The organism is Halioglobus sp. D3-4, assembly GCF_055809315.1.
Window position 1 is genome coordinate 2,128,191 of sequence record NZ_CM147907.1, and the last position, 26,361, is coordinate 2,154,551.

21 protein-coding genes are annotated in these 26,361 nt (G+C 56.1%); 10 read left to right on the plus strand and 11 right to left on the minus strand.

All coding sequences use genetic code 11. The annotated features are described in order from the left end of the window. Positions 1-141 precede the first annotated feature (141 nt). On the plus strand, positions 142-2,202 hold the full coding sequence (locus tag AC0L6S_RS09200; RefSeq protein WP_473428186.1) for an SDR family oxidoreductase: 2,061 nt from the start codon (positions 142-144) through the stop codon (positions 2,200-2,202). A 36-nt stretch (positions 2,203-2,238) separates the two neighbouring features. Here AC0L6S_RS09200 and AC0L6S_RS09205 read toward each other — a convergent pair whose 3' ends face one another. Beyond that, positions 2,239-4,920 (minus strand): bifunctional diguanylate cyclase/phosphodiesterase, encoded by a 2,682-nt coding sequence (locus tag AC0L6S_RS09205; protein WP_473428187.1) that lies wholly within the window; start codon positions 4,918-4,920, stop codon positions 2,239-2,241. A 469-nt stretch (positions 4,921-5,389) separates the two neighbouring features. Here AC0L6S_RS09205 and fghA point away from each other — a divergent pair, with 469 nt between their 5' ends. Beyond that, complete coding sequence (gene fghA / locus AC0L6S_RS09210) at positions 5,390-6,238, plus strand: S-formylglutathione hydrolase (RefSeq protein WP_473428188.1); 849 nt, start codon at positions 5,390-5,392, stop codon at positions 6,236-6,238. Positions 6,239-6,308: 70 nt separating this feature from the next. Here the strand turns inward: fghA and AC0L6S_RS09215 are convergent, their stop codons facing one another. The 7 genes from AC0L6S_RS09215 to AC0L6S_RS09245 all read right to left on the minus strand — a co-directional run bounded on the left by AC0L6S_RS09215 (position 6,309) and on the right by AC0L6S_RS09245 (position 15,960). Continuing rightward, the gene (locus tag AC0L6S_RS09215) at positions 6,309-7,205 is read right to left on the minus strand and encodes a hydroxymethylglutaryl-CoA lyase (RefSeq protein WP_473428189.1); all 897 of its coding nucleotides are present in this window, start codon (positions 7,203-7,205) and stop codon (positions 6,309-6,311) included. Between the two features lie 35 nt (positions 7,206-7,240). Beyond that, positions 7,241-9,265, minus strand: a complete 2,025-nt coding sequence (locus AC0L6S_RS09220) for an acetyl-CoA carboxylase biotin carboxylase subunit (RefSeq protein WP_473428190.1) — start codon at positions 9,263-9,265, stop codon at positions 7,241-7,243. Between the two features lie 39 nt (positions 9,266-9,304). Continuing rightward, positions 9,305-10,912, minus strand: coding sequence for a carboxyl transferase domain-containing protein (locus tag AC0L6S_RS09225; RefSeq protein ID WP_473428191.1), 1,608 nt, complete (start codon positions 10,910-10,912; stop codon positions 9,305-9,307). A gap of 54 nt (positions 10,913-10,966) precedes the next feature. Then, positions 10,967-12,136 (minus strand): isovaleryl-CoA dehydrogenase, encoded by a 1,170-nt coding sequence (locus AC0L6S_RS09230; RefSeq protein ID WP_473428192.1) that lies wholly within the window; start codon positions 12,134-12,136, stop codon positions 10,967-10,969. Positions 12,137-12,346: 210 nt separating this feature from the next. Further along, positions 12,347-13,792 carry a phosphotransferase family protein gene (locus tag AC0L6S_RS09235; RefSeq protein WP_473428193.1) on the minus strand — a complete coding sequence of 482 codons (1,446 nt, stop codon included), beginning with the start codon at positions 13,790-13,792 and terminating at the stop codon, positions 12,347-12,349. Between the two features lie 5 nt (positions 13,793-13,797). After that, on the minus strand, positions 13,798-15,063 hold the full coding sequence (locus AC0L6S_RS09240) for an acyl-CoA dehydrogenase family protein (protein WP_473428194.1): 1,266 nt from the start codon (positions 15,061-15,063) through the stop codon (positions 13,798-13,800). A 72-nt stretch (positions 15,064-15,135) separates the two neighbouring features. After that, on the minus strand, positions 15,136-15,960 hold the full coding sequence (locus AC0L6S_RS09245; protein WP_473428195.1) for a crotonase/enoyl-CoA hydratase family protein: 825 nt from the start codon (positions 15,958-15,960) through the stop codon (positions 15,136-15,138). Positions 15,961-16,104: 144 nt separating this feature from the next. On the opposite strand from AC0L6S_RS09245, the gene AC0L6S_RS09250 reads away from it, so the two are divergent. The 3 genes from AC0L6S_RS09250 to AC0L6S_RS09260 all read left to right on the plus strand — a co-directional run bounded on the left by AC0L6S_RS09250 (position 16,105) and on the right by AC0L6S_RS09260 (position 18,570). Beyond that, positions 16,105-17,268 (plus strand): acyl-CoA dehydrogenase family protein, encoded by a 1,164-nt coding sequence (locus tag AC0L6S_RS09250; protein WP_473428196.1) that lies wholly within the window; start codon positions 16,105-16,107, stop codon positions 17,266-17,268. 25 nt (positions 17,269-17,293) lie between these two features. Continuing rightward, on the plus strand, positions 17,294-18,190 hold the full coding sequence (locus AC0L6S_RS09255; protein WP_473428197.1) for an HTD2 family dehydratase: 897 nt from the start codon (positions 17,294-17,296) through the stop codon (positions 18,188-18,190). A 179-nt stretch (positions 18,191-18,369) separates the two neighbouring features. Further along, positions 18,370-18,570 carry a hypothetical protein gene (locus tag AC0L6S_RS09260; protein WP_473428198.1) on the plus strand — a complete coding sequence of 67 codons (201 nt, stop codon included), beginning with the start codon at positions 18,370-18,372 and terminating at the stop codon, positions 18,568-18,570. A gap of 77 nt (positions 18,571-18,647) precedes the next feature. On the opposite strand, the gene AC0L6S_RS09265 is transcribed toward AC0L6S_RS09260, so the two are convergent. The 3 genes from AC0L6S_RS09265 to AC0L6S_RS09275 all read right to left on the minus strand — a co-directional run bounded on the left by AC0L6S_RS09265 (position 18,648) and on the right by AC0L6S_RS09275 (position 22,349). Beyond that, positions 18,648-19,820: a saccharopine dehydrogenase family protein gene (locus AC0L6S_RS09265; RefSeq protein WP_473428199.1), complete on the minus strand. Its 1,173-nt coding sequence runs from the start codon at positions 19,818-19,820 to the stop codon at positions 18,648-18,650. Between the two features lie 40 nt (positions 19,821-19,860). Continuing rightward, the gene (locus AC0L6S_RS09270) at positions 19,861-20,751 is read right to left on the minus strand and encodes an SDR family NAD(P)-dependent oxidoreductase (protein WP_473428200.1); all 891 of its coding nucleotides are present in this window, start codon (positions 20,749-20,751) and stop codon (positions 19,861-19,863) included. A gap of 68 nt (positions 20,752-20,819) precedes the next feature. Beyond that, a complete protein-coding gene (locus AC0L6S_RS09275; protein ID WP_473428201.1) occupies positions 20,820-22,349 on the minus strand; it encodes a flavin-containing monooxygenase in 1,530 nt (509 codons plus the stop codon). A 124-nt stretch (positions 22,350-22,473) separates the two neighbouring features. On the opposite strand from AC0L6S_RS09275, the gene AC0L6S_RS09280 reads away from it, so the two are divergent. The 5 genes from AC0L6S_RS09280 to AC0L6S_RS09300 all read left to right on the plus strand — a co-directional run bounded on the left by AC0L6S_RS09280 (position 22,474) and on the right by AC0L6S_RS09300 (position 26,353). Then, positions 22,474-23,571 (plus strand): helix-turn-helix transcriptional regulator, encoded by a 1,098-nt coding sequence (locus tag AC0L6S_RS09280; protein ID WP_473428202.1) that lies wholly within the window; start codon positions 22,474-22,476, stop codon positions 23,569-23,571. Between the two features lie 88 nt (positions 23,572-23,659). Further along, positions 23,660-24,247 (plus strand): TetR/AcrR family transcriptional regulator, encoded by a 588-nt coding sequence (locus tag AC0L6S_RS09285; RefSeq protein WP_473428203.1) that lies wholly within the window; start codon positions 23,660-23,662, stop codon positions 24,245-24,247. Between the two features lie 34 nt (positions 24,248-24,281). After that, positions 24,282-25,160, plus strand: coding sequence for a haloalkane dehalogenase (locus AC0L6S_RS09290; RefSeq protein WP_473428204.1), 879 nt, complete (start codon positions 24,282-24,284; stop codon positions 25,158-25,160). A 40-nt stretch (positions 25,161-25,200) separates the two neighbouring features. Further along, positions 25,201-25,515, plus strand: coding sequence for a DUF1330 domain-containing protein (locus AC0L6S_RS09295; protein ID WP_473428205.1), 315 nt, complete (start codon positions 25,201-25,203; stop codon positions 25,513-25,515). 211 nt (positions 25,516-25,726) lie between these two features. Next, the gene (locus AC0L6S_RS09300; protein WP_473428206.1) at positions 25,727-26,353 is read left to right on the plus strand and encodes a cohesin domain-containing protein; all 627 of its coding nucleotides are present in this window, start codon (positions 25,727-25,729) and stop codon (positions 26,351-26,353) included. Positions 26,354-26,361 lie beyond the last annotated feature (8 nt).

Genomic DNA, 26,361 nt, shown 5'->3' on the forward strand with positions numbered 1-26,361 from the left:
ACATCAGATACGTTACATCCTAGCGCATAGATCACCGCGCGCCAAAGACAGCGATTCACTTGGGCTGCAGATTGCTCTAATGTGGTCTATCCTAGGCGCAGATATACACTGTCTGGTAAAACCATAACTAAGGACACGCATATGAACTATTTTGTCACTGGCGGCACTGGCTTCATCGGTCGTTTTCTGGTTCCCAAGTTGCTTGATCGCGGCGCTACCATCTATCTGCTCGTGCGTCCGGAATCAATGCCGAAAGTCGCTGGACTACGTGAACTGTGGGGCGCCGATGAGGAACAGATCATTGCCGTTGAAGGCGACCTGAGCCGCCCAAGACTGGGTGTTAAACCCGCATGGATCAAAAAACATGCAGGCAAGATCGATCATTTTTTTCACCTCGCGGCGATCTATGACATGAAGGCGGATGCCGAGAGCCAGCGGGTTAGCAATGTCAACGGTACCAAGCAGGCGATCAGTCTATCCAAGGCTCTCAAGTCCGGCTGTTTCCATCAGGTGAGCTCAATCGCAGCCGCCGGATTGTATGAGGGGACATTCACCGAGGATATGTTCGAGGAAGCCGGGGCGATGGATCACCCTTACTTCCTCACCAAGCACGAATCCGAGGGCCTGGTGCGTGCAGAAACCAAAATGAACTGGCGCATCTATCGCCCCGGCATGGTCGTAGGGCATTCACTGACAGGCGAAATGGACAAGATCGACGGACCCTACTATTTTTTCGAGACGCTTAAAAACCTGAGTTCAGTAGTGCCGGAAGGTTTCCCACTGCTGCTGCACAAGGCCGGTCTACTGAATATCGTGCCGGTGGATTATGTCGTAAACGCCATCGATTATCTCGCGCACGTACCTGGGCAGGATCAGAAATGCTTTTTTATCACCGACCCCGATGGCATCCGGGTCGGTGATTTGTTGAAAGAACTGATGAAAGTCTCCGGCGGGCCGGGGCTTAAGACACTGGATGTCCGATTACTGGACTCCGCAACAAAATTGGCCGGCAAGGGCATCAGCCGGTTACCGCCGGTGAAAGCACTGGGCGAGAAAATGCTCTCGCGTATGGGCGTTCCGCCGCAAGTCGTTGGCTACATCAATTACCCCACCCATTTTGATTCCTCGGCAACGCGCGCCCTGCTCGCTCAAGCTGACATTACCTGTCCGCCGTTTGAGGATTATGCCCCTGTTATCTGGGACTACTGGCTGCATTTTTTGCGCCCCGATTCAAAATCCCTGATATCCGAGGTGGACGGCCTGTTTAACCAGATGGTGGGACGGCCGACGCTATCAGCGGTGCGCCGTAAAGTGAGAGGCAAGGTTGTGGTTGTCACCGGTGCCACATCGGGTATCGGCAAGGAATGTGCGCTGCGCCTGGCGCAGGCAGATGCCACGGTGATCCTTGTCGCTCGCACAGTAGAGAAACTGGACGAAACTCTGGCGGAAATCGCCGAGCAGGGAGGTAGAGCCCAGGCCTATTCCTGCGATGTATCCAGTGCAAAAAATTGTGACAAGCTGGTCTCCGATGTCCTGCGTGATCACGGCAGAGTGGACATCCTGATAAACAACGCCGGGCGCTCCATTCGACGCTCTGTGCGCTACAGCTATGACCGCTTCCATGATTTCGAACGCACCATGCAGCTGAACTATTTCGGCGCACTGCGGTTGATACTGGGCTTCCTGCCGTCGATGGAACAACAGAAAAATGGACAGATCATCAACATCTCCTCGATAGGTGTACTCACCAGTCCGCCGCGCTTTTCTGCCTATGTTGCGTCCAAGGCGGCGCTGGATGCGTTCAGCCTGTGTGCGGCACCTGAATACGCTGCAGAAAATATCGATTTCACCACCATCTATATGCCACTGGTACGCACCCCGATGATCGCCCCGACCAGCCTGTATAAAGCCTTCCCGACGCTGTCGCCCGAGCAGGCCAGGGACCTGATCATCAAGGCGATTATTTCCAGGCCCAAGCGTGTTTCCACCAAATTGGGAGTAGCCGGAGCGGTAGCCCAGTCGACGATACCCTCAGTAACCGAGGCCTTCCTGAGTCAGGCGTATGCCCTCTTTCCCGATTCAGCGGCCGCGCGCGGCCTCAGTGAGGAAGAAGCGGCTCTGGAAAAAGAGAGTATCCCCTCATCGCGGCTGGCACTGGCGCAGAAACTGTTCTCCCAGGTGTGGCGCGGCGTGCACTGGTAGGCACGTACCGGCAACGCTGTAGCACTGGATGGGAGTCTATTTGTGTCTGGCTGGTGTTACCAGCCGGGCTATGGCGGGCGCAACAGGTGACTTACCGCTGCCGTTCAGCGCCTCGTAGTAAGCCGCCAACCACGCTTTGAATTCAGACTTGGGTTGAGGCCGACTGAACCAGTATCCCTGCGCACTGTCACAACCGCGATCGCGCAGGAACTGCATCTGCTCGGCCGTCTCAACTCCCTCGGCAACAAGGTGTAGTGACAACTTGTGCGCCAGACCCATGATGGTTTCCGTCAGGGTCACCGCGTACGTATCATCGGGTATCTTGCTAACAAAAAAGGCATCCACCTTGAGTGTATCGATCGGAAACTTCGCGAGGTAACTCAGCGAGGAGTAGCCGGTGCCAAAATCGTCGATGGCGATCTTCACACCGGCGGCGCGTAACTGCTGCAGCGTGACAGTGGCGTGAGGTGTGTCCTGTGTCAACAGTCGCTCGGTAATCTCAACGGTGAGATCAGTGCGTCGGGCACAGGCTTTGACATCATCAATCCAGCGGTCGAGTTCACCGACCCTGTCGAAAAATATACGCGGAGAGATATTCACCGACAGATCAGGTGGCTGCAACCCTTCTGCATGTAGCGTCTCCATAAACAGCGTCGCCTCATGCATCACAAAGCGATCGATTTCTGTAATCAGGCCAGTCTCCTCGGCCAGCGGGATAAACGACTCCGGTGAGATATACACACCGTCCTCCTGCCAGCGAACCAGCGCCTCACATGCCATTTTCCCTGAACTGACCAGTGGCACGATCGGTTGAAAATGAACCTCCAGGCGGCGTTCAGAGACCGCCAGCGCGAGTTGGTTGATCAAGCGGTGACGCTCTTCCGAGCGCTGTTGCAGCTCGCGCGTAAAAAACGAATAGTCATTGCGCAGGCATTTTTTGACCTCATACATCGCCTGGTCGGCGTTGATGAGCAATGCATCAGTGTCCGTACCATCATCCGGATACACGGCCACCCCCAGACTTGCACTGACATACACCTGCCGCGAATAAACCTCGAACGGCTCACGCATGACCGTTACGATTTTCTGCGCCACTAGTGCCGCCGCTTCTGCGGATGCCACATCTGGCAGTATTACAGCGAACTCATCACCGCTGAGGCGAGCCACGGTATCTGACCGGCGCGTGCAGGCTTTGATGCGCTCGGCTGCCGCCACCAGCAGCACGTCGCCACCGCTGTGACCGAGGTTGTCATTGACAGATTTGAAGTTGTCCAGATCGATAAACAGCAGCGCCAGTTTCTGCTTGCGTCGCTGCGCAGCTAGCATCTCTCTATCAAGGAACGTATCGAACTGTTGCCGGTTGGGGAGCCCCGTCAGGCCATCACGCGTCGCCTGTCGCTCAATGGTCTGCTCGAACTCCTTGCGTTCCGTGATGTCCTGAATCCCCCCCACAAGTTCTATCGTTCTGCCTTCCTGCAGCACGGGGTTACCCATAATCCGCAACCAGCGCGGTTCACCATCGCGCGTAAACGGCAGCTCAATATCAAATGGCTCTCCTCTGGCAAAAGCCCTGCGCACGGCTTGGTCGAGTTGGGATTTGGATTTCTGCGGCAACACAGACAGGACGTATTCGCGGGCGGCAATATTTTTCTGCGGAATCCCCACTATTCTGGAAAATTCCTCGCTGAAGTTGAGCAATTCGGCCTTTTTGTCGATTTTCCACCCGGCCACTGCGGCCAGCTTGCCCGCTTCCTGCAACAACTGTTCGTTGGCGCGTATTCGCTGCTTGTAGTCGTGCTGTTTACTGCGTGTGCGACGCAGGTGCTCGAGAAAAATCAACCAGCCTGCCGCAACAATCAACGCGACAATTCGCAGGAACCAGACACCACTGGCCAGTGAGTCCAACGGCGAGTATGCAGCTGCCATCATCCAGTTTCCCGAAGCCACAGGCACCGGGAGAAGAAGCACATCTTCAGCGCTGAACAACTCCGATGCGCCGTAGAACACACTTCCGCGGCTGCCCTGACCATCTACGCCACGCAGCGCAATCTGGCTGGTCATCCGGCCTGCCTCCAATCCAGCCGCTGCGAAAATCTTGTTGGCATCCAGTGTCGCCGAGACAATGCCCCAGAATTTGCTGGTTCCGTCCGGCTGGGGAATATATACAGGCAGGCGGCCGATTAAAGCCGTCCCCCCCTGGACCAACTCCACCGGGCCCGCCAGCACCGCCTTGCGCTTATCACGCGCGCGAAGTACCGCATCCCGCTGCGAGGGCACCTTCAGATAATCCAACCCCAATGCCTGCTCATTCCCGGCGAGTGGGTACACCATCGTGATCACCAGATCGGGGGCGGCCGCTATATTGATCAGGAAACCCTGACGCGCGAAGATGGCCTGCGCGAAAGCCTCAAATTCAGCCTGGTTCAAATCCGGATTGGAAGCAATGTAGACAGCCAGCCCTTCCACCGCCGCAAGATGTGAACCCAACTGGCCAATCAGGCGCTGTGCAGCAGAGTTGAGCTCACTTCTGGCTTCCAGTTCGGCCCGCTGCCACTCATTCTCGACATAGGATCTCTCCAGCGCCAGTTGTACCGGAAACACCGAGCCGAATACCAGCACGCAAGCCAGTGCCGACACCCCACGGCGCGTCACCAGGAAAATCGCACACCCGAGTAGCGCCGCAACCAGCAGAAAATATAACGGCGCATTACTCAGCATGTCGGCCTCTTGTACAGGTAGAACTCATTCCTTGTCGCCCACGCACAGACAGGTGCGTATATCTCCCTTGAAATCATTACCTGTAATACTACTGACTGATAATCGATGGCTCGAAACAAAAGTGCAGAAAAGCCCAGATTTTATGTGACCCAGTTGGCAGGTTCCTGTCTCTCGACCTGCAGCAACTCGAACGGGACGACAAATCATCCATTGGAGGCAGAAAAATGACCAGCCCTGAGCAGCCCATTCCTGGAAGCGTGGTCAACCACGGACATTCGACGGAATTGATGCAATACGACCTAAGGCCCGAGAGTTCAGGTTGAAAGGCTTTATCAGCTATAATCTGTCGCTTGACCAGATCGACGATACTTCAGATTAGATGCATTTGGGTAACAACATCCGCTCTGTTATCGATTTCAGGATATAGGCCCTTTCGGGTAGAGTTCAGCAAGGCGCGGGAACAGTCACTATGAAGATTGAAGAGATCAGCAGCAACCGGAGTTTTGGCGGTTGGAACAGGCAGTACAGCCATTTCTCCGAGGTGCTAGGCTGTCAAATGCGTTTCGCGGTCTACTTGCCACCGCAAGCTGACAATGGTGAAAAAGTCCCGGTCCTGTATTGGCTGTCAGGGCTGACCTGCACCGATGAAAACTTTATGCAGAAAGCCGGAGCACACAGAGTGGCCGCAGAGCTGGGGGTAGCGATTGTTGCACCGGACACCAGCCCGCGCGGTGAGGGCGTGCCGGATGATCCCGAAGGCGCCTATGATTTCGGATTGGGAGCGGGGTTTTATGTCAACGCCACTCAAGCACCCTGGAACGAGCACTACCAGATGTATGACTACGTGGTAAAAGAACTGCCGGCACTGATCGAATCTGAATTCCCGGTCAGTGGCCAGCGCGCCATCAGCGGTCATTCGATGGGTGGCCACGGGGCACTGGTTGTCGCGCTGAGGAATACCGACAGATACACGTCGGTGTCAGCCTTCAGCCCTATAAGTAACCCTGTCAACTGCCCTTGGGGAGAAAAAGCATTTTCCAACTACTTAGGTGATGATCGCGGGCATTGGGCACAGTACGATGCCAGCGAGTTGCTTAAGAACAGTAGCACGCACCTGCCGGCATTAGTGGATCAAGGCGACGCAGACAACTTTCTCGCTGAGCAACTCAAGCCCGATGCACTCAAGGCCGCTGCTGACGAGAGTGCCTATCCGCTGGAACTGCGCATACAGTCGGGCTATGACCACAGCTATTTTTTCATCGCCAGTTTTATCGCAGATCACCTCAAGTTTCACGCTGCGTATTTAAGGGAAAAATGAGGCCGCAACTCGCGTAACTTTCCCAAATTTCGGATCAACCAGATCAAGTGACAGGCCCGCTTTAGTTCCTTTACTTTAGCGCAGCCAGCGCCACTTTAGAGCCGCTTTTTCTCCCCAGTTGTCGGCTGATGTAATTTCCCGCTGCCATCAGTCTATCCAGATCAATCCCGTGCTCGATACCCAGGCCATTCAACAGATAGACAACATCTTCAGTCGCGACATTACCCGAGGCACCTTTCGCATACGGGCAACCGCCAAGTCCCGCCACGGAGCTGTCCACCGTGGCGATGCCCATCTGCAACGAAGCGTAGATATTTGCCAGCGCCTGCCCGTAGGTGTCATGGAGGTGCACGGCCAGTTTTGCTACAGGGATATGTTCAAGCGCTGCCTCCAGCATCGCGCTGACAGACGCCGGTGTACCCACGCCGATGGTATCGCCCATCGACACTTCATAACAGCCCATGTCATATAACTGCCGTGCCACATCGGCCACTTTGCCGGGCGCCACATCACCCTCATAGGGACAGCCCACAACACAGGATACGTAGCCTCGCACCGGGATATTGTCATTTGTCGCCGCCGCCATGATGGGTGCAAAACGCTCAATGCTCTCGGCGATAGAGCAGTTGATATTCTTCTGGCTGAACGCCTCCGATGCGGCCGCAAAAACAGCCACCTCCGACACACCGGATGCAACCGCCCCCTGATAACCCTGCATATTGGGTGTCAACGCTGCGTAGGTCACACCCTCCTTGCGCACGACCTGCTGAAACACCTCAGCACTGCCGGCCATCTGCGGAATCCATTTCGGGTTCACAAAGCTGCCTGCTTCGATGTACGTAATACCAGCGTCAGTAAGCTGGTGAATCAGGTCCAGCTTTACCGCTGTGGGAATGATGTCTTTTTCGTTCTGCAGGCCGTCGCGCGGCCCGACTTCGACGATTTGAACACTGGGGGGAAGCGTCATCTTCATATTTCTGCCTGACTACGTATGTTTAAGCACTATTCGCTGTCACTAAACTCCAACAGCTCCGCACCGCCGTCCACCAGCTCGCCCGCCTGATAGAAAAAGCTGACAACATGTCCGTCTGCGGGGGCGCGGATGGTGTGTTCCATTTTCATTGCCTCCATTACCAATAGTGGGTCACCCTTGCTCACGGTTGCTCCCACATCCACCAGCAGGGCTACCATCGTGCCGTTCATCGGGGCGATCAAACCACCCGCTGCATCCTGTTGATCCGCATCGCCGAGGTCCGGTTTTGCCTGCCTGAATGTCAGCGCGCTGCCAGCGGTGTAGAGGCTGAAGCTGTCATCGTGCTCGGCAACAGTGGCATTGAACTGGTAGCCGTCCAGGTCTGCTCGCAACAGACTCCCTTCCAGTGTGCCCTGTGCCGAGACTGTTTGCCCGTTGTGACTGATCGTGTAACGGGTGGCGGCACCGAACTGCTTCTGCTCCACATCGAGCTGGTATTCCGCTTCGTGCAGGACAATATTCAGGGTGTGGACATTGTCTTCCACCGATCGCCAGGCGTTGTTCATATGCCAGGGAGAAGTGGCGTCCTGTGGGCCACTGCCACCTGCGAGGGTATACGCTTGCGCTGACCTGGCATTCTGACGCAGCAGCAGGAAGAGCGCGGCCAGTGGCAGGTCATTTTCAATATCGCGCACACTGTCGTGAAAGATCGCGGCGTGGTGCTTCTCAATAAAACCCGTGTCGAGGTCGGCGTCTCTAAACGGCTGGCAGCTCGCCAGGTTGTAGAGAAAATCGATATTCGTCGTGGTGCCGCTGATCCGGTATTCACTTAGCGCGCGGGTCAAACGACTCAGCGCCTTGTCCCTGTCCTCATCCCAGACGATCAACTTGGCGATCATCGGATCGTAGAATACACTCACCTCATCACCCTGCCTCACGCCGGTATCAACCCGCACATGGGGGCTGGTTTCGGGTGGCTGCACAAACGCCAGCGTACCGGTCACCGGCAGGAAGTCGTTATCGGGGTCCTCGGCGTAAATGCGTGCTTCAAATGCGTGGCCGCTGATGACCAACTGTTCTTGTGCCAGCGGCAGTGGTTCGCCATCTGCGACGCGCAACTGCCACTCGACCAAATCTTGCCCGGTTATCATTTCTGTGACCGGGTGCTCCACCTGCAGGCGTGTATTCATTTCCATGAAGTAGAACGATGCATCGCTGTCGAGCAGAAATTCGACCGTCCCCGCACCTTCATAATCGATGGCCAGCGCAGCCTGGATGGCAGCCTGCCCCATGGCCTCGCGAAGCGCAGCTGTCATACCCGGTGCCGGTGCCTCTTCAATCACCTTCTGGTGTCGCCGCTGCACCGAGCAATCGCGCTCGAACAGATACACGGCATTTTTATGCTGATCGCAAAAGACCTGTATCTCGACGTGCCGTGGCTGCGTCAGGTATTTCTCAACCAGCATGGTGTCGTCACCAAAGGCATTCATGGATTCCCGTTTGGCGGCGGCCAGTGCCTCATCAAACTCTGCAGCACTCCACACCTGCCGCATGCCCTTTCCTCCGCCACCGGCAGCCGCCTTTAACAGCACGGGATACCCCATTTCGTCGGATGCCTGCCGCAGCAGCTCGGAGTCCTGATCCGTACCATGATAGCCCGGCACCAGCGGCACACCTGCCTCTTCCATTATCGTCTTGGCGGCGGATTTGGAACCCATCGCCTCTATCGCAGCCATCGGCGGGCCGATAAACGTGATGTCATTATCGCGGCAGGCCTGGCAGAATGCCGCATTTTCGGATAGAAAGCCGTATCCGGGGTGAATAGCCTGCGCGCCGGTTTTGAGCGCGGCATCAATCACTTTGTCGAACTGCAGATAAGAGTCTCGCGACGGTGCTGCACCGATGTGAATCGCCTCATCGGCCATTGTGACATGCAGCGCGTCCCGGTCGGCATCACTGTAAACCGCCACCGTGCGAATACCCATTTTGCGTGCAGTGCGAATGACACGACAGGCAATTTCACCACGGTTCGCTATCAGGATCTTGTCAAACATCGTGTTCGTTCCTATTTATCGGGCGTGCAACACGGCCTGTTACATTCTAAAGACACCAAACCGGGTATCCCCTATCGCCTTGTTGAGGCTGGCAGAAATCGACAGACCCAGCACCATGCGGGTATCGGCCGGGTCGATGACGCCATCGTCCCACAGCCGCGCCGATGCATAGTAGGGGTGGCCCTGCTCCTCATAGGTGTCGATGATGGGTTGTTTAAAGGCGGTTTCCTCCTGCTCGCTCCAGTCCTCGCCCCTTTTCGCTTTTTGGTCGCGCTGTATCTGGGCCAGTACACCGGCGGCCTGCTCTCCGCCCATCACGGAGATGCGGGCGTTGGGCCACATGAACATGAAACGTGGATCGTAGGCCCTGCCGCACATGCCGTAGTTTCCGGCACCGAATGACCCGCCTACCAACACCGTAAACTTCGGCACCTGCGCAGTGGCGACAGCGGTCACCATTTTGGCGCCGTGCTTTGCAATACCGTCGTTCTCATACTGCTTGCCCACCATAAAGCCGGTGATATTTTGCAGGAAAACCAGCGGTATTTTGCGCTGCGCGCACAGTTCGACAAAGTGCGCGCCTTTTTGCGCAGACTCGCCGAACAAAATACCGTTGTTCGCCACGATCCCCACCGGGTAGCCAAAAATACGCGCAAAACCGCACACCAGGGTTGTGCCGTAGAGCGACTTGAACTCATGGAATTCCGAGCCGTCGACGGTGCGGGCAATAACCTCCCGCACATCGTAGGGTTGGCGCGCATCTTTGGGAATGATGCCGTAGATCTCCCGACTGTCGTAAAGCGGCTCCACCGTGTCTTTCACATCCAGTGAAATCGGTTTGATGCGGTTCAATCGGGCGACGGCTTCGCGCGCCAGTTGCAGCGCGTGGTGGTCGTTCTGTGCGAGGTGATCGGCAACACCCGAGGTGCGGCAGTGTACATCCGCGCCGCCCAATTCTTCGGCGCTTACCACCTCACCCGTCGCCGCTTTTACCAGCGGCGGTCCCGCCAGAAAGATCGTGCCCTGTTCCTTAACGATAATGGACTCATCGGCCATCGCCGGCACATAGGCACCGCCAGCCGTGCAGGAACCCATCACGACAGCAATCTGGGGAATATTGAGCGCAGACATATTGGCCTGGTTATAAAATATCCGCCCGAAGTGCTCGCGGTCGGGAAACACATCGTCCTGGCGCGGCAGGTTGGCGCCGCCGGAGTCTACCAGATAGATACACGGGAGATTGTTCTCCTGGGCGATGGTTTGCGCGCGAAGATGCTTCTTCACCGTGAGGGGATAGTAACTTCCGCCCTTCACTGTGGCATCGTTGACGACGATCATGCACTCCTGGCCGTGCACGCGGCCGATACCGGTGATAATACCAGCGGCGTGAACATCTTCACCGTACACATTCATCGCTGCCAGTTGTGACAATTCCAGAAACGGCGAGCCCGGGTCGATCAGGGCGGCAACCCTGTCCCTGGCCAGCAGTTTCCCCCGCGATGTATGACGCTCACGCGCTTTGTCTCCGCCGCCCTGCTTGACCGTTTCCAGCTTTGCCTTCAGGTCTTCAACCTGTGCCTGCATATGCTGCGCATTGGCGGCGAAGTCATCCGATCGTGTGTTCACCCGCGATTTCAGAATGCCCATACTGCTACCTACACCGTCGTCTAACGTGAAAAAAAACCTTGTAAACCCTGTACTTCACCGAGTCTCATTGAACAATTCGCGGCCAATCAACATGCGGCGAATTTCACTGGTGCCTGCCCCGATCTCATACAGTTTGGCGTCACGTAACAAACGGCCTGTCGCAAATTCGTTGATGTAGCCGTTGCCGCCCAGCACCTGTATCGCCTGCAGCGCCATCTGTGTCGCGCGTTCGGCCGTATAGAGAATCACGGCGGCGGCATCCTTGCGGCTTTCCTGCCCTCTGTCACAGGCTTTGGCGACAGCGTACAAATAAGCGCGGGACGCATTCAACTCGGTATACATGTCGGCAACTTTTCCCTGCATCAGTTGGAACTCACCGATGGATTGGCCGAATTGCTTGCGATCGTGAATATAGGGAATGGTGATATCCAGACAAGCCTGCATGATGCCCACCGGACCACCGGACAGAATGGTGCGCTCAAAATCCAACCCGCTCATCAAGACCTTTACGCCCTGCCCCTCTTCGCCGAGGATATTCTCGGCGGGCACTTCGCAGTCCTGGAAAATCAACTCGCAGGTATTGGAACCGCGCATACCCAACTTATCGAGCTTGGTGTTGCGCGAAAAACCGGGGAAATCCCGCTCGACAATGAAAGCCGTCATACCCCAGGCACCTTTGTCCATATCGGTCTTGGCATAGATCACATAAGTGTCGGCATCGGGACCGTTGGTAATCCACATTTTGTTGCCGTTAAGTATGTATTTGTCACCCTGTTTGTCGGCGCGCAATTTCATGCTGACAACATCGCTGCCGGCATTGGGCTCGGACATGGCCAATGCGCCGACATGTTCACCGGAACACAGTTTCGGCAGGTACTTCAGCTTCTGCGCCTCACTGCCATTTTTATGAATCTGATTCACACACAAGTTCGAGTGTGCGCCGTAGGACAGGCCAACAGAAGCCGAGGCGCGAGATATTTCTTCCATCGCCACGGTGTGTGCCAGATATCCCATATCAGTGCCGCCGTACTCTTCTGCCACGGTCATACCCAGCAGGCCCATGTCTCCGAACTTGCGCCACATATCGGCGGGGAACTCATTCTCTTTGTCAATTTGTTCCGCGCGTGGTGCCAGTTCCGCCTGGGCCAGTTGGTATACGCTGTTGCGCAGCATGTCGATGTCTTCACCGAGGTCAAAATTCAGTGATGGATAGCTGGTGCTCATGGTTGTCTCCTGTTGAAAATCACCACACGCATATTCACATGTGATGTGATGCGATCTGTTCTGGTAGCGCCCCGGTGAAAGCTGGTCGCACTGACACCCAGTGTAAACCTTAGACAGCGAAGCGCGAGATTAGCTTACCTTTACGTTAACGTCAACTTTATCAATAGCCAGCGTGCTGGCTCAGCTTGAAAAGTGCCATGCTCGCGGAGTTCAATTGGACGGGCGCAGTGCTGAATACCGGGGCTGGTCAATCGCCAGTTGTCCCGCCACCGTCTGGCGCAGGTGATCCGCCAGACCAGGTGTCTCCAGCGGCATTTCCGTTCGCAGCCGGTTGACCAGTTCCCAGCGCAATGTATCCAGCGTGCCCTGCTGCCCCAGCAGTGTCTGCAGGCGCTGCCGCTCCTGCTCAGCCAGTTCACCGCCGAACTGCAACTCGCGCTGTGCTATACCCAGTGAATTGGCCGCCACCATCGCCAAAAAACCGCTGCGGGAATCCAGCGCTGGCGCGACCTCGGCCTTCAGAAAATCGACGACACCCGTCAACAGCTCAGCGGGCATCGGCAATTGCGTGCCTCGAGAAACATCGTCGTTGGTATTAGGCAACGAAAACTCACCCGGGATAAGCAGGTTAACGCAGTCCATCTGCGCCTCAGAGGATCGCCTGCCGATAACGGGTCGCTCCAAACTGGGTGTTTCACCCTTGCGCCAGGCATTGGCCATCTGCAGCGTCACCATGGCCCACCAGAACGAGCCAAACACCTGCCAGAATTCAAGCTCGCGCCGCGACACGTCCAATCCCGATGTCTCGCGGTAACCCGCCAACAGGTCGTTGATCTCGCCGAAGCCACCCACGGGCAGTGCGCTCTTGCCGAAACGCCAGGAGTTCACACACAACCACCCCAGATCGCGCACCGGATCTCCGATATGCGCCAGTTCCCAGTCCAGCACGGCATTGATGCCGCCTGCGGTCACCATCAGGTTGCCGTTGCGAAAATCGCCGTGTACCAGCGTCGTGCGCGACGCAGCCGGCACGTTGTCGCGCAGCCAGCGCCAGGTATAGTCGATCATCGGCACCGGCACATCCAGATCGCGGTAGTGCGCCCAGGTTTCCTCAATCAGAGCCGCCGGGGAAACCACGGGCAAAGCGTCCGCCAGCTTCGCTGCCTGCCAATCCAGTGCATGGATGCGACCGAGTATCCGGCCACACTCGCGCGCCAGTTGCGGGCGCACCTCGGCCAATTCCTCTGCACGAACTATGCGCTGGCCCAGCGTCTCTCCTTCCAGCCACTGCATAATAAATCCACTGCCGAGTCCATCCTCAGCTTGCAGCACATAATGAACAGCAGGCCCGGGAATACCGGCAGCGCCAGCCAGTTGAAACAGTCGCGCTTCTGTGGCCAAACTGATACCACCCACACCGGAGTCGGCCGGGGAGTTAGGCTGTGATCGACGCAGCGCCAGATGCTGTTCGCCAGTGCGGGCATCAGAGGTATCGTCATCCCCCAAAGTCGCTTCGACGACAATACGATACGTTTCCTGACTGGCACCGGCGGTCAGCTGCTGGCAGGATATGAGCGACTTGAAGCCAGCCAATTCCCTGCAAAACACCCGCTTCAGAGCGGCAGTAAATGCATCATCTTCTAGATGTTGATTCACTGCGCTCAACTTACGCCTTTCGGCTTCTGCTGTTTCATAAAACCAAACAGATACCCCGCGGCGCGGCGGATCTGAATCTCGTCTGCGCCTTCTGTGATGCGGTAGCGGCGATGATGGCGATAGATATGCTCAAAGGGTTTATAGCGCGAATAACCCATACCGCCGTGTACCTGCATCGCAAAATCGGCGGCCTCGCAGCACAGCCTGTTCGCCTGATAGTTGCACATAGAGACCTTGTCTGACACCGAAAACGCGCCATCGCGATCCATCAGCCAGGCCGTTTTGTGAATCAGCGCGCGCAGCATTTCACAGCGGGTATTCAGGTCTACCAAGGGAAACTGGATACCCTGGTTGGTCGAAAGCGCTTTGCCGAATGGCTTGCGCTGATTGGCGTGAGCCACCGCTTCGTCGACGCAGTACTGGGCCGCACCGAGACTGGAGGCCGCCTGTCGAATCCGGTTCTCATTGAAGAAGTGTTGAATCACCATCAACCCTTTGCCCTCTTCGCCGAAGATCGCGCTGTGCGGCACCCTCACATCGGTAAACGAGACACGCGCGTGATCGGAGGGCATATTGAACGTCCACAGATACTCTTCGACCTTCACACCCGCGGCCTTCATCGGCACCAGAAACGCCGTGATGCCAAGCGCCTCACCCGGTTGGCCCGAGGTTCGCGCCATCACCATATCTGCCTGGGCGACATGCACACCGGTGTTCCAGGTTTTCTCACCATTGATTAGCCAGTCATCGCCATCGCGTACAGCGTTCGTTTCCATGTAGGTAGCATCCGAACCGTGCTCCGGTTCGGTAATGCCAAAACCAAAACCCATAGTCGCGGTACTCATACCTTCCAGCCACTGGGCTTTCTGTTCTTCGCTGCCGTACTTCAACATCAACAGCAGGCCGATGTTATTGCCGACGACCGAATGCTCGTTCTGTAGGTCGTTGTGCAGCCCCAGGCCTTTTGCGGCGAGATGCTCCCGGATAATCGCCATACCCAGATTACCGCCACCGCGACCACCGAATTCAACCGGAAACGGGTAATTGAAAATCCCAGCCTCTATCGCCAGCGTCTTGGCTTTGTGCAGCAAGGCCTCCCACGCCTCATTGGGAAGACCCTGCCGCTCCCAATCCGTTCTGGCGTCCTCGCGCCGGTGATCGAAAAAACGCATATTGTCATCCGCCTGTTCCAGCGGCTTTATCTTGTTTTCGATGAAATCGTCCACCTCATTGAGAAACGCAGCGATATCTGCGGGCATCTCGAAATCCATTTGGTACTCCTGAATTTGGTGTAGTCGGTGTGGATACCGGTTCCATTGGGGTGTCGAAACAGCAGCCTGTTCTCAGTCCAGCGCTATATCATCAAACGTTGCCGCGTCGCGTTGCTGATAGTCTGCGGGGCGCCCCTCAAACTCTGACATCACCGCCTCTATCTGATTGGGCGTTTTAAGCACTTTGGCCTGCAGGCGCTCCTCGGCTTTCAGACCCTCGTATTCATCACCATGCCAGCTCGTGTCGAACAAGTACTTGCTATAAGTGATGGCATTGGGATTGCGCTTTGCAATCGCCGCCGCCATCTCCAGCGCGGCATCTCGCGGGCTTTCATTCAGGTAGGTGACGAGACCGAGGTTCAGCGCCTCTTCGCCACCAACCACCCGCCCGGTGAAAGTCAGCTCTTTTGCGACGTCCACGCGCACCAGATCGCGCAGGGTTTGCGAAGCCGACATATCGGGAATCAGGCCCCATTTAATTTCCATCACTGACAACTTACTGTCGGGGTGAGCGATGCGGATATCCGCGCCCATAGCGATTTGCAACCCTCCGCCGTAAGCGACACCGTGCAGAGCGCATATCACAGGCACCGGCATTTTCTTCCACACATAGCCGGGCAGTTGGTAGAAGTTCGGATAAAAGCCACCGCGCCCCTCGCCGAACGGCTCTGTGCTGAAATCAGGGTCAGTCATGTTCGCCAGATCCAGGCCGGCACAAAAACCGCGCCCTTCGCCAGACAATACAATCGCGCGAATCGACTTATCCTGAGCCAGTTGCTGGCCAATGCGCGTGATAGCCTCGAACATCGGCACACTCAGTGCATTCATCTTTTCGGGCCGGTTCAGGCGGACATCGGCAATGTGGTCGGTAATCTGGACGGTAACCAGTTCGGACATGGAGCACCTCTCATTCAGTTCGGTTAGACGGGACACTGCCTACCAACAGCGTATATTATCGCGTAGCATCATAGCGCCCAAGGCGCGAATGCACCACGACAAAAGCTTTCGGGCCACGCACCGTTAAAACGCCGGGACAAACAGATGACGCAAGCCGATCAGTATCAGGATATTCGCGACGCCGTCGCCAAACTCTGTGCGCGATTTCCGGGAGAGTATTGGCAAGCACTGGAGAACACGACTGACTACCCTACCGAGTTCGTGCTCGCACTTACCGAATCGGGCTACCTCTCCATTCTAATTCCGGAGGAATACGGTGGCGCAGGGCTGCCGCTGTCCGCCGCCTGCGCCGTACTGGAAGAGATTCAGCGCAGTGGCTGCAATGCCGGTGCGTGCCACGCACAGATGTACACCATGGGCACTCTGTTACGCCACGGCAGCGAACAGCAGAAGCTGCAATACCTGCCTGCCATTGCGGGCGGCAAGCTGCGCCTGCAGGCATTCGGGGTGACGGAGCCCGGCAGCGGCACAGACACCACACGCATTCAGACACGCGCGCGGCGCGACGAGGACAGCGGCGATTACGTTGTCAGTGGCCAGAAAGTGTTTATCTCCCGCACCCAGCACTCCGACCTGATGATACTACTGGTGCGCACAACTGCTCGTGAGGACTGCGCCAAACCCACCGATGGCATGTCGGTGCTGCTGGTTGATATGCGCAGCGCACTGGACAATGGTTTAACCATCAAGCCGATCAAGACCATGATGAACCACGCCAGTACAGAACTGTTTTTCGATGAGCTGCGGGTGCCCGCAGCGAACCTGATCGGCGAGGAGGGCCGAGGCTTTTCCTACATTGTGGACGGCATGAACGCAGAGCGTATCCTGATCGCTGCGGAGTGTATCGGCGACGCCCGCTTCTTCATTGAACAGGCGAGCCGCTATGCCGGAGAGAGAGAGGTATTCGGCAGACCCATCGGCCTGAACCAGGGCATACAATTTCCTATCGCGCGAGCCCATGTGCAAACAGAGGCGGCAGATGCCATTGTGAAACGGGCTGCGCAGAAGTTCGAGCGCGGAGAACCCTGTGGCTCGGATGCCAACATGGCAAAACTGCTGGCCTCAGAAGCCTCGTGGCAGGCCGGTGATACCTGTATCCAGACATTCGGCGGCTACGGGTTTGCAACCGAGTACAATATCGAGAGAAAGTTCCGCGAGACACGCCTGTATCAGGTAGCCCCCATCTCCACCAACCTGATTCTCTCTCATGTTGCAACCCACGATCTGGGCTTGCCGAAATCATTTTAGAGTGCATAGCAGTCAGAGATTTGTCATGTCAGAGCCGGTAGACATCGATTATCTGCGCAACTGGGTAGGCCGACAGGAGTGCAGTAGTGACATCATCACGCCGGAGATGGTAAAGCGTTTCAAGGCGACATTGGATGGTTACACATCGCTGGCCAGCGCACAGGGCGCTGCGCTACCCCAGGGACTGCACTGGTGTCTCGCACCACCGGCTGTCGCGCGCGACAACCTTGGGACCGACGGCCACCCTGCAAAAGGCGGGTTTCTGCCGCCGGTTTCACTGCCTCGCAGAATGTGGGCGTCCAGTGCAATCCGCTTTTACAAACCGCTGCCTATCGCCAGCCCCATTGAACGCATATCGACCATTGCCGACGTTGCACTAAAGCAGAGCAGCACAGCCGGGGCGCTGGTGTTTGTGGATATCGATCACCTGTACACCCATAACAGGGAAACGCTTATCGAAGACAGGCAGACCATCTTCTACCGGGACGCACAGGCAGCAACCGTTGAGACTGTGCAAAAAACCAGAGCCCACGTACCGGCTGCTGCGACAACGCGGCAGCTTACACCAGACAGCACACTGCTGTTTCGCTATTCCGCGCTGACCTTCAACGGGCACAGAATTCATTACGATCACGACTATTGCGTCTCCCAAGAGGGCTATCAGGGGCTGGTAGTACAGGGGCCTCTGACAGCCACACTGTTGATGAATCTGGCGCAGGACGAGTATCCAGAGAAGTCGTTGCGGGAGTTTGCATTCAGAGCAGTCACACCTGCGTTTGTCGACGAGGAAATGCAGCTTTCGATACAACCCGCCTCACCACTGTTGCCCGGGAAGGATGCAGCAGACACCAGCCTGGTGCTCGAAGCACGAAATCACCGGGGCGCATTGCTCACCACGGCAAATGCTTTGTTTAACACTTGAGAAACAGTACCCAACGCGGGCTGTTCCACTTTCAGAAGCTCGATACTACGGATCAGGTCGACAGTTTTGCGTGAACTGCGATGTCGATCACTCTCTGCGATGGTAAAACGTCTGGAACCGTGTTCATACTGTAACGGCAATGTAAACAAGCAGTCTCGATACTGACTGGAAGGTATACAGTGATCAGTGAAACGCAAACAACTCTCAATCGACAGAAGGATGAGGAAGGAAACTCACGCGAATTTTTAAAGGATAATGGCGAGCACACACCCGGTATCGCCGAAGAGATTTCTGAAGATGCCTATAAACAGAACTACGTGTACGGTTCCTGCGCCACGCGTTCCCCGAAACGGCAATGGGGTAACATCCCCCCGGATTAAAACGCCGATACAAGCGAGAGGGCAAGGGGCAGAGCGAGCTACCCATCAACCCTTCACTTGAATCCGGCCAGTTGGCGTTACTCCACCGCGAACGTGAGACCGGCATTGTCTTGCAAACGGTCTATCAGCAGCGAACCCATCGCCGCAGCCGGTGTCCATACGCCACCAGCGGCAGCATCTGCATTTTTCAGCAGGCAGACCGCGCTCTCGGCGATCATCTTACTGGTTGAGCCATAGCCCGGGTCTTTATCGCCCTTCACGCTTGCCATCACGCGCTCACCGTCGGCGTTAATGCCGACAAACAGCACATCGTAATGGCCTGTCTCACGCTCTTCCTTGCTCGGCCCCTCACCCGGCTGGCGGGGATCCTCTGCCATTGACTTGTCTTCGGCAACCGCTTTAGCGATTGCCTCACCCTGATCGCCCGGGCCGGTCAACAACATTTCGTCGTAGACAAAGTCATCGCCGTACTCATGCGCCAGCAAATAATTCGAGCGGTGGATATTCTTGGTGTTGATGGTCGCCATCACAAAAGGTGCCGACCAGCTGTTCAGGTCTTCCTCAAAAATCGGCGCCATGCCGGAAGGCTGCTCGGGCCCTTCAAACTTTTCCGTCAACGCAAAGGGGTTCATCAGCACGGACACCAGTTCCGGTTTTTCTGCCGCCGCTGCCATCGTCGCCTTGAAGCTGGCCAGCGTACCACCGGAGAAGGTGCCCTTCATGACACGCACACGGCCTTTGATTCGCGACACCGGCCCGCCGAGCTTTTCTTTGGCAACCTGCTGCAGGAAGTAGACGCCCAGATCAAACGGGATGGAATCGAAGCCGCAGGAAAATACGATACGCGCACCGCTGGCTTTAGCCGCCTCCCGATGTGCATCAATCATTTCATGCATCCAGTTGGGCTCGCCACATAGATCCACATAATCGGTACCAGCTTCTGCGCAGGCCTTAACCACATCGCTGCCGTACAACTGATAGGGCCCCACCGTTGTCAATACAACGTTGGCGCGCTCAACCATGGCTTTGATACTACTGTAATCACTGGCGTCAGAAACCACCAGTGGCACATCAGAGGGGATGCCCATTTCATCCCGAACCGCTTCCAGTTTCTGCTGGCTGCGCCCTGCCATGGCCCATATTACTTCACCGTTCACACCGTATTGATTATTCAAATACTCACAGACCAGGCGACCGGTATAACCAGTAGCGCCATAAACGACAATGCCGAACTCTTTTGTAGTTGCCATGCTCATTTCCCTCCAGTAATTAATCTCACAGAGTTATCGGTCAGCTGAAACTGGCGATATCCTCGTTCAATACATGTTGCAGTAACGGACTCGAAGCGGATCGCTCAAACGCTTCGTCGATAGCTTTATACCGCGCTTGCACCACCTTGCGATAATTCGGGTGAGTAAAGATATAGAGTTCTCCCGCGCTGATCGCTTCGATCACTCGCTCACCCACTATCTCCGGCGCCAAACCAGCTTCCACCACTTTTTTCAGATGCTCCTCAAATACGGACATGGTTGCATCGCTCTCGCTGCCGGCCCGCGCTTCTTGTTCATACTCCGCGTGCTTGTTGCGGTGTGAGAGATTGATACGCGTCCTGACAAAGGCCGGGCAGAGTACAGAGACCTGAATATTGTGCGGCGCCAACTCGGCGTGCCAACTTTCAGACATGCCCACCACTGCCACCTTGGTCGCGGTATAGGGGCCCGCGAAAGGGACACCCATCATGCCGGCCATGGAGGCGACATTGATCACCCAGCCGCCCTCGCCGTGTGACTTGATGCGCGGCACGACAGCCTCAGCACCATAGATAATACCCATCAGGTTGACATCGAGAACCCAGCGCCAGTCTTTGTCATCCGTCTGTTCAATCGCACCGGGCGTACCGGATACGCCGGCATTATTTACCAGCATGTGTACCTTGCCAAAGCGCTCTACCGCCTGCTCCGCGACTGACTGCCACTGCGCCTGTTTGCTGACATCCATCGACACCGCGAGAACGTCAATACCCTGCGCCTGCAGGGCCGCACTGGCGTGCTCAAGCTGCTGCGCGTCGATATCGCCAATGACAACGTTCATGCCCTGCTTTCCCACTGCCTGCGCAATGCTGAACCCAATGCCCTCAGCGCCACCGCTGATGATGGCAGTCTTTCCCGCAAACTTTGACATAGTTATCGCTTCCACTTATTCATAAATGTTTTCCGGCCAACGTCGTCCGCTACCGGAGACCAGTTCGCCTAACTGTTGGCAGCAACAGCCTGCGATGCCGTTTCATAGACCAGCGCGTCCTCATTGAGATCGATTGCCGGCAATATGTCCTTCTCAACATAATAATCGCGACAGAACTGCCAGGGCTCGTGACCACCCTGTTTCGGCAGCAGGTGCATGCTGCGTTTCAGGTATCCGGCATTGAACTCATCATCCTCGATCCAGGGAAGTACCTCCATCCCTTTATCCTCCTCACGCAGTGTCGCCGTGCAAACGCTCAAGCCCTCATCATCCATCTTGTTCAGCAGCCGGCAGACGAAGTCGCTTACCAGGTCAACCCGCATGGTCCAGCTGGTGCGCAGGTAACCGAACATATACGACATATTAGGTATGCCGGAATTCATGATACCGCGGTAGGTATACGTCTGGGCAAAGTCGACTGGATCACCATCCAGATCGAAGGCAATTTCACCCATGATGCTCAGGTTGAACCCGGTGGCAGTGACGATGATGTCGGCTTCAAGCAGTTCTCCGGATTGGGTGAGAATACCCTCTGGCGTAAAGCGCTCGATATGATCGGTCACCACTGACACTTTGCCGGATTTGATACCCTCAAACAGATCGCCATCGGGCACATACGCCAGACGCTGCTGCCACGGCCGATAGCTGGGCGTGAAGTGGCTCATATCAAAGTCATCCCCGAGGTATTCGCGTATCACCCTGAAGAGTTCCTCCTTGACCAGGTCGGGATCTGACATGGAGAGATACTGCACATCCTTGGACATTTTGAGAATACTGCGACGGACAATCTCGTGCACCCATTCTTCCGGCACGTCCAATTCCCGCAATTGATCAGCCAACTCATTGCGATTTTCACCCGTCCAGAAATAGGTGGGTGAGCGCTGCAGCATGGTGATATGGGCACAGTCATCGGCCATATTGGGAATCAGTGTGGCTGCGGTAGCACCCGACCCGATCACCACCACGCGTTTGCCCTTGAAATCCAGGTCTTCCGGCCATGTCTGCGGGTGCACGATCGGCCCCTTGAAGTCGCTCATGCCCTCCCACTGTGGGGTGTAGCCCTGGGCATGCTGGTAATAGCCCTGACACATCCACAGGAAGGAACAACTGAATCGAACGGCTTCCCCGGTATCTTTCCTGCGCGCCTCGATCAGCCACAGTTGATCAGCGGAGGACCATGAGGCACTCAGTACCTCATGCTGGTAACGGATGTGTTGATCGATATTGTCCTCTTTGATGGCCTCTCCCAGATAATCCAGGATAGCGCCGCCGGAGGCGATAGGCTGTCCGGTCCAGGGTTTGAATCTGTACCCAAAGGTATACAGATCACTGTCTGAGCGAATACCCGGATAGGTATGCTGGTGCCAGGTACCGCCATAGGACTCCTTGGTTTCAAGTATGACATAGCGCTTGTCGGGACATTTTTCATTCAGGTGGTGAGCGGCGCCGACACCGGATATCCCTGCGCCGACAATCAATACATCGACGTGTTCACAGGCGGAACTGGAAGCGTGCTGCGAGGCAGTAGCAGAACTCATGGCGGACCTCTTTCACTGATTATGGGTTGAGAATGGCATCCTAGAGTCTTATCGAGCGACAAAACATTGCCGAGCGCGCCCATTTTTTGATAATTTGGGCCAAAAATGTACATAATGATAAGTCATGGACACTGAAACGACTGTTCTTGCCAGTGGAAACCTGGCCTCATCGCAGCGCACCGTCACCGGCATACTCGGGCAACTGGTCTTCCTGAGCGTCAGCGATGAGGATGCGCTGGCGCTGTTTACCGGTGCAGGTTTACCCGCCAGAGCCCTGGAAGAACCCGACTTCCCCATTTCCCTCGAACAGGAATTGATCATCTGCATGGGGTTGGTGCGTCGCCTCAGTAGAGACCGCACAGCCTTGCGAGTATTTTTTCAACGCATGCATAGTATAGGCATTGAAAACCTCGGTGTTCTCGGTATGGCAATGCGCCACGCAGCTACTGCCATAGCAGCGCTGGAGGTCTGCATGAGTTTTCCACAACTGACCTGGGGCCACTCTCGTCTGGTGGTAACGCGCACCTTCGATGTATCCCTTTTTACTTTCACGATGCAACGGCCACAGATACGCGATGCCTCACCAGCAGATATTGACGCACTGGTGAACTACTGCCTCACATTGGATCTAGTGACATCGCTACGCAACATTCAGGATATAACGACTGCAGATGCCATTCCGCTATACATCACCTTTCCATTCGCCAAACCAGCTGACTGGCAACTGGTGGAGGACAGCCTGCCCTGCCCAGTTGAATTCTCCCGCGCGGAGGCCTGCCTGGCATTCTCCGGGGGATTTGACAATACACCACTGCCGAAAGCCAACCCGCTGGTGTATCGCTCTTATGTCACCATCGCGGAGAAACTGTCGTTGATGCTGGCCGAAGAGATCAGCCTCACCGAACGCGTGACGCGCTGGCTCTGGGCCTATACACCTCCGCTGAAACGCGGTGAAGTCGCCAGTCAGTTGTCCATGTCCGAGCGCAGCCTGACGCGGCAACTGGGCCGCGAGGGAACCTCGTATGCCAGCCTGCTCGCCAGCGTGCAGGCTGAGCGCGCGCAAAACTATATGCGCAACCCCAATCTCACCGTGTCCGAAATTGGGTACCGGCTCGGTTATACGGAACCGGCAACATTTACCCGCGCATTTACCAAATGGACAGGTTGTTCGCCGCTCAAATGGCGCAAGTCACATATTTCACCTGCGGCCGATGGGGTCTGATACAGGCAATGGGTGTCGGGCTGTAGAAATACCTTGCGATTCTGTACCAATCAGTTCAATATAATTTTTTTTACTACGCGACGACATCATGCCCCGTTCACCAGAGTTCGATCGCACCCGCGCGCTGGAGGCAGCAATGAAGCTGTTCTGGACTCGCGGTTATACTGCGACCTCGCTACCCGATCTGCTGCAGACGATGGGCATCGCGCGCTCCAGCTTTTACAGCAGCTTCGGCAACAAACGGGAACTGTTCATGGAATGCCTGGAGTTGTTTGGCGACCGCACCCTCGCCATTGTAGAAGACGATGCCAAACGCCTGCCGCCCACCGCCCTGCCCCGTGCGTTCTTCGAAGCGACCCTGTTGGAGCCTTCACAGCGCCGCACCAGACAGGGCTGCATGCTGGTAAACACCGTCCTGGAACTGGCCGATACGGATGCTGCGCTGAACCGCTTGGCAGCGCATAAACTCGACAGCATCGAGGCCGCCTTTGCCCGCGCCTTCCAACTGGCACAGCAAAGTGGTGAACTGAGCACGATGCACACTCCACAGGCTCTTGCCAGTATGGTGATGACCGTCAACTTTGGCCTGCGCGTCCAGAGTCGCAAAAAGCAATCCCGTCAAGCGCTGCGACGCATTGTCGATAACAGCCTGTCCATGCTCGGCCTGGCTGCCTGAACCGATTTCCACAACAACTCAAGGAGGCACCGCCATGTTGTCTGAAACCATGCCCTACCAGAAAAAAAGTGCAGCCGTAAACGGCAAAAAAATCGCCTATGTTGAAGAGGGCAGCGGCGATCCCATCGTACTGTTACACGGCAACCCAACGTCCTCTTATCTATGGCGCAACGTGGTACCTGAACTGGTGGCGTCTGGCCGGGTAATCGTTCCGGACTTGATAGGCCAGGGCGACTCTGAAAAACTCCCCGCAAGTGATGGCCCTCAGCGCTATACACTGGAAGTGGCGTATGACTATGTAGCAGGCCTACTGGAAACGATCGGCGCCGACAGGAATGTCACACTGGTTATTCACGACTGGGGAAGCGCGATCGGTTTTATGTGGGCGATGCGCCATGCCAGCGCAGTAAAAGGCATCGCCTACATGGAGGGCATTGTGATGCCCGTGAAATGGTCAGACTGGCCCGAAGGCGCAGTGGGTATCTTTCAAGGCTTTCGCTCAGACAAGGGTGAAGACCTGATACTCAACCGCAATATGTTTATCGAAGCAGTGCTGCCCTCCTCTGTTATGCGCGAACTCAGCGCTGCCGAGATGGATGCCTATCGCGCCCCCCACCTGCAGACCGACGATCGACAACCCCTGTTAAACTGGCCACGCCAGATACCCATAGAGGGAGAGCCGGAAGATATCGTTGCACTGGTCGATGAGTACGGCGCCTTCATGGCAGGCAGTGATATACCCAAGTTATTCATCAACGCTGACCCCGGTTCCATCCTTGTAGGCGCACAACGCGAGTTTTGCCGCAGCTGGCCGAACCAGCAGGAAGTCACAGTGAAGGGTTTGCACTTCGTGCAGGAAGATTCGCCTGTAGAGATTGGCCAGGCGGTCGCCAACTGGTTAAAGACACTCTAACCGGCATTCAATACAACTAAAAAATCACAGGGAATACACTATGTCAGACCTACCCGTTTATATCGTTGCCAACCTTGTCGCTCACGACAAAGAAGAGTACCTGAAGTATGAAAAGGGCTTTTTCCCGCTACTGAAAAAGCACGGCGGCTCCTTTATCACCTTCGATGACAACATCAAGCACCTCGAGGGAGCTGACCCCAGGCCCGGCCGCATGATCATTTTCCAGTTTCCGTCGGAGGCCGCGGCCGAGGGCTGGTATAACGACCCCGATTATCAAGCGCTGTCCGAGCATCGGAGAGCCGGCGCTGACCTTATATCACTGACGCTGGTACACGGTTTGCCACCGCGTAAATAAACATCGGGCTGTGTCAGGATTTTTTACAGTCTCCAGCTCCGGGGATAAGACAACGCGTCACAAACCACGCATAAGTCGTTAGTTTTTAAGTACAATGCACCATGGTGGCGCATATATTGCATTCTTTCTCCTGATAATTGGTCACCACTGCAATGCCTGACTCGCTCGACAAGAGCGCCAGTACAATAAAACTATCAGGAGCGCCGGAACTTTGCCTACCCTACCCCGCATTAAAACCTTTCTCGCGGCTCTCGCCATCGTTGGTCTCGCGCAGGCTCCTGCATCGCATGCTGCGCTGCTGAGCCTGCAACCCGGCACCAGCGTTGCCAGCAATGGGGACACCGTGTCATTCGAGCTCTTCGTCAGCGGGCTTGGGGACTTCAGCCCCAGCTCGCTCGGCGCATTCGATCTCTCGGTAAGCTACGATGCCTCGGTCTTGTCCTTTGTCGACTACAGCCTCGGGCACTTCCTCGGTGACCTCGCCGGGTTTACCGCGCTCGATGTCAGTGGCGGCGATGTGGGTGGCGCAGTCAATCTGGCGGAAATCAGCCTGCTGTTGCCAGCCAGCCTGAATGCGCTGCAACCGGATACGTTTCTGCTGGCCTCGCTGAGTTTCGACGTACTCAATCTCAATCCCGGTGCAACAACCAGCCTGGATATTGTGAACGGCGCTATACTCTCGGATGCGACAGGCACTGCGCTTGCAGTTTCTACCGACCGCCCGGCAACCGTCGGCGCGATCCCGCTACCGGGGACACTGCTGCTGGTACTGGGTGGCATACTCGGCTGGCTTGGCAGCCATAGCGTAAGCAAGCCCAGTCCCCTGACACGCCAATAACAAGCACT

Excerpts from the sequence above, each read along its gene's own strand:
- AC0L6S_RS09200 (WP_473428186.1), top strand. The coding sequence starts at position 142 with ATGAACTATTTTGTCACTGGCGGCACTGGCTTCATCGGTCGTTTTCTG.
- AC0L6S_RS09205 (WP_473428187.1), bottom strand. The coding sequence starts at position 4,920 with ATGCTGAGTAATGCGCCGTTATATTTTCTGCTGGTTGCGGCGCTACTC.
- fghA (WP_473428188.1), top strand. The coding sequence starts at position 5,390 with ATGAAGATTGAAGAGATCAGCAGCAACCGGAGTTTTGGCGGTTGGAAC.
- AC0L6S_RS09215 (WP_473428189.1), bottom strand. The coding sequence starts at position 7,205 with ATGACGCTTCCCCCCAGTGTTCAAATCGTCGAAGTCGGGCCGCGCGAC.
- AC0L6S_RS09220 (WP_473428190.1), bottom strand. The coding sequence starts at position 9,265 with ATGTTTGACAAGATCCTGATAGCGAACCGTGGTGAAATTGCCTGTCGT.
- AC0L6S_RS09225 (WP_473428191.1), bottom strand. The coding sequence starts at position 10,912 with ATGGGCATTCTGAAATCGCGGGTGAACACACGATCGGATGACTTCGCC.
- AC0L6S_RS09230 (WP_473428192.1), bottom strand. The coding sequence starts at position 12,136 with ATGAGCACCAGCTATCCATCACTGAATTTTGACCTCGGTGAAGACATC.
- AC0L6S_RS09240 (WP_473428194.1), bottom strand. The coding sequence starts at position 15,063 with ATGGATTTCGAGATGCCCGCAGATATCGCTGCGTTTCTCAATGAGGTG.
- AC0L6S_RS09245 (WP_473428195.1), bottom strand. The coding sequence starts at position 15,960 with ATGTCCGAACTGGTTACCGTCCAGATTACCGACCACATTGCCGATGTC.
- AC0L6S_RS09250 (WP_473428196.1), top strand. The coding sequence starts at position 16,105 with ATGACGCAAGCCGATCAGTATCAGGATATTCGCGACGCCGTCGCCAAA.
- AC0L6S_RS09255 (WP_473428197.1), top strand. The coding sequence starts at position 17,294 with ATGTCAGAGCCGGTAGACATCGATTATCTGCGCAACTGGGTAGGCCGA.
- AC0L6S_RS09265 (WP_473428199.1), bottom strand. The coding sequence starts at position 19,820 with ATGGCAACTACAAAAGAGTTCGGCATTGTCGTTTATGGCGCTACTGGT.
- AC0L6S_RS09270 (WP_473428200.1), bottom strand. The coding sequence starts at position 20,751 with ATGTCAAAGTTTGCGGGAAAGACTGCCATCATCAGCGGTGGCGCTGAG.
- AC0L6S_RS09275 (WP_473428201.1), bottom strand. The coding sequence starts at position 22,349 with ATGAGTTCTGCTACTGCCTCGCAGCACGCTTCCAGTTCCGCCTGTGAA.
- AC0L6S_RS09280 (WP_473428202.1), top strand. The coding sequence starts at position 22,474 with ATGGACACTGAAACGACTGTTCTTGCCAGTGGAAACCTGGCCTCATCG.
- AC0L6S_RS09285 (WP_473428203.1), top strand. The coding sequence starts at position 23,660 with ATGCCCCGTTCACCAGAGTTCGATCGCACCCGCGCGCTGGAGGCAGCA.
- AC0L6S_RS09290 (WP_473428204.1), top strand. The coding sequence starts at position 24,282 with ATGTTGTCTGAAACCATGCCCTACCAGAAAAAAAGTGCAGCCGTAAAC.
- AC0L6S_RS09295 (WP_473428205.1), top strand. The coding sequence starts at position 25,201 with ATGTCAGACCTACCCGTTTATATCGTTGCCAACCTTGTCGCTCACGAC.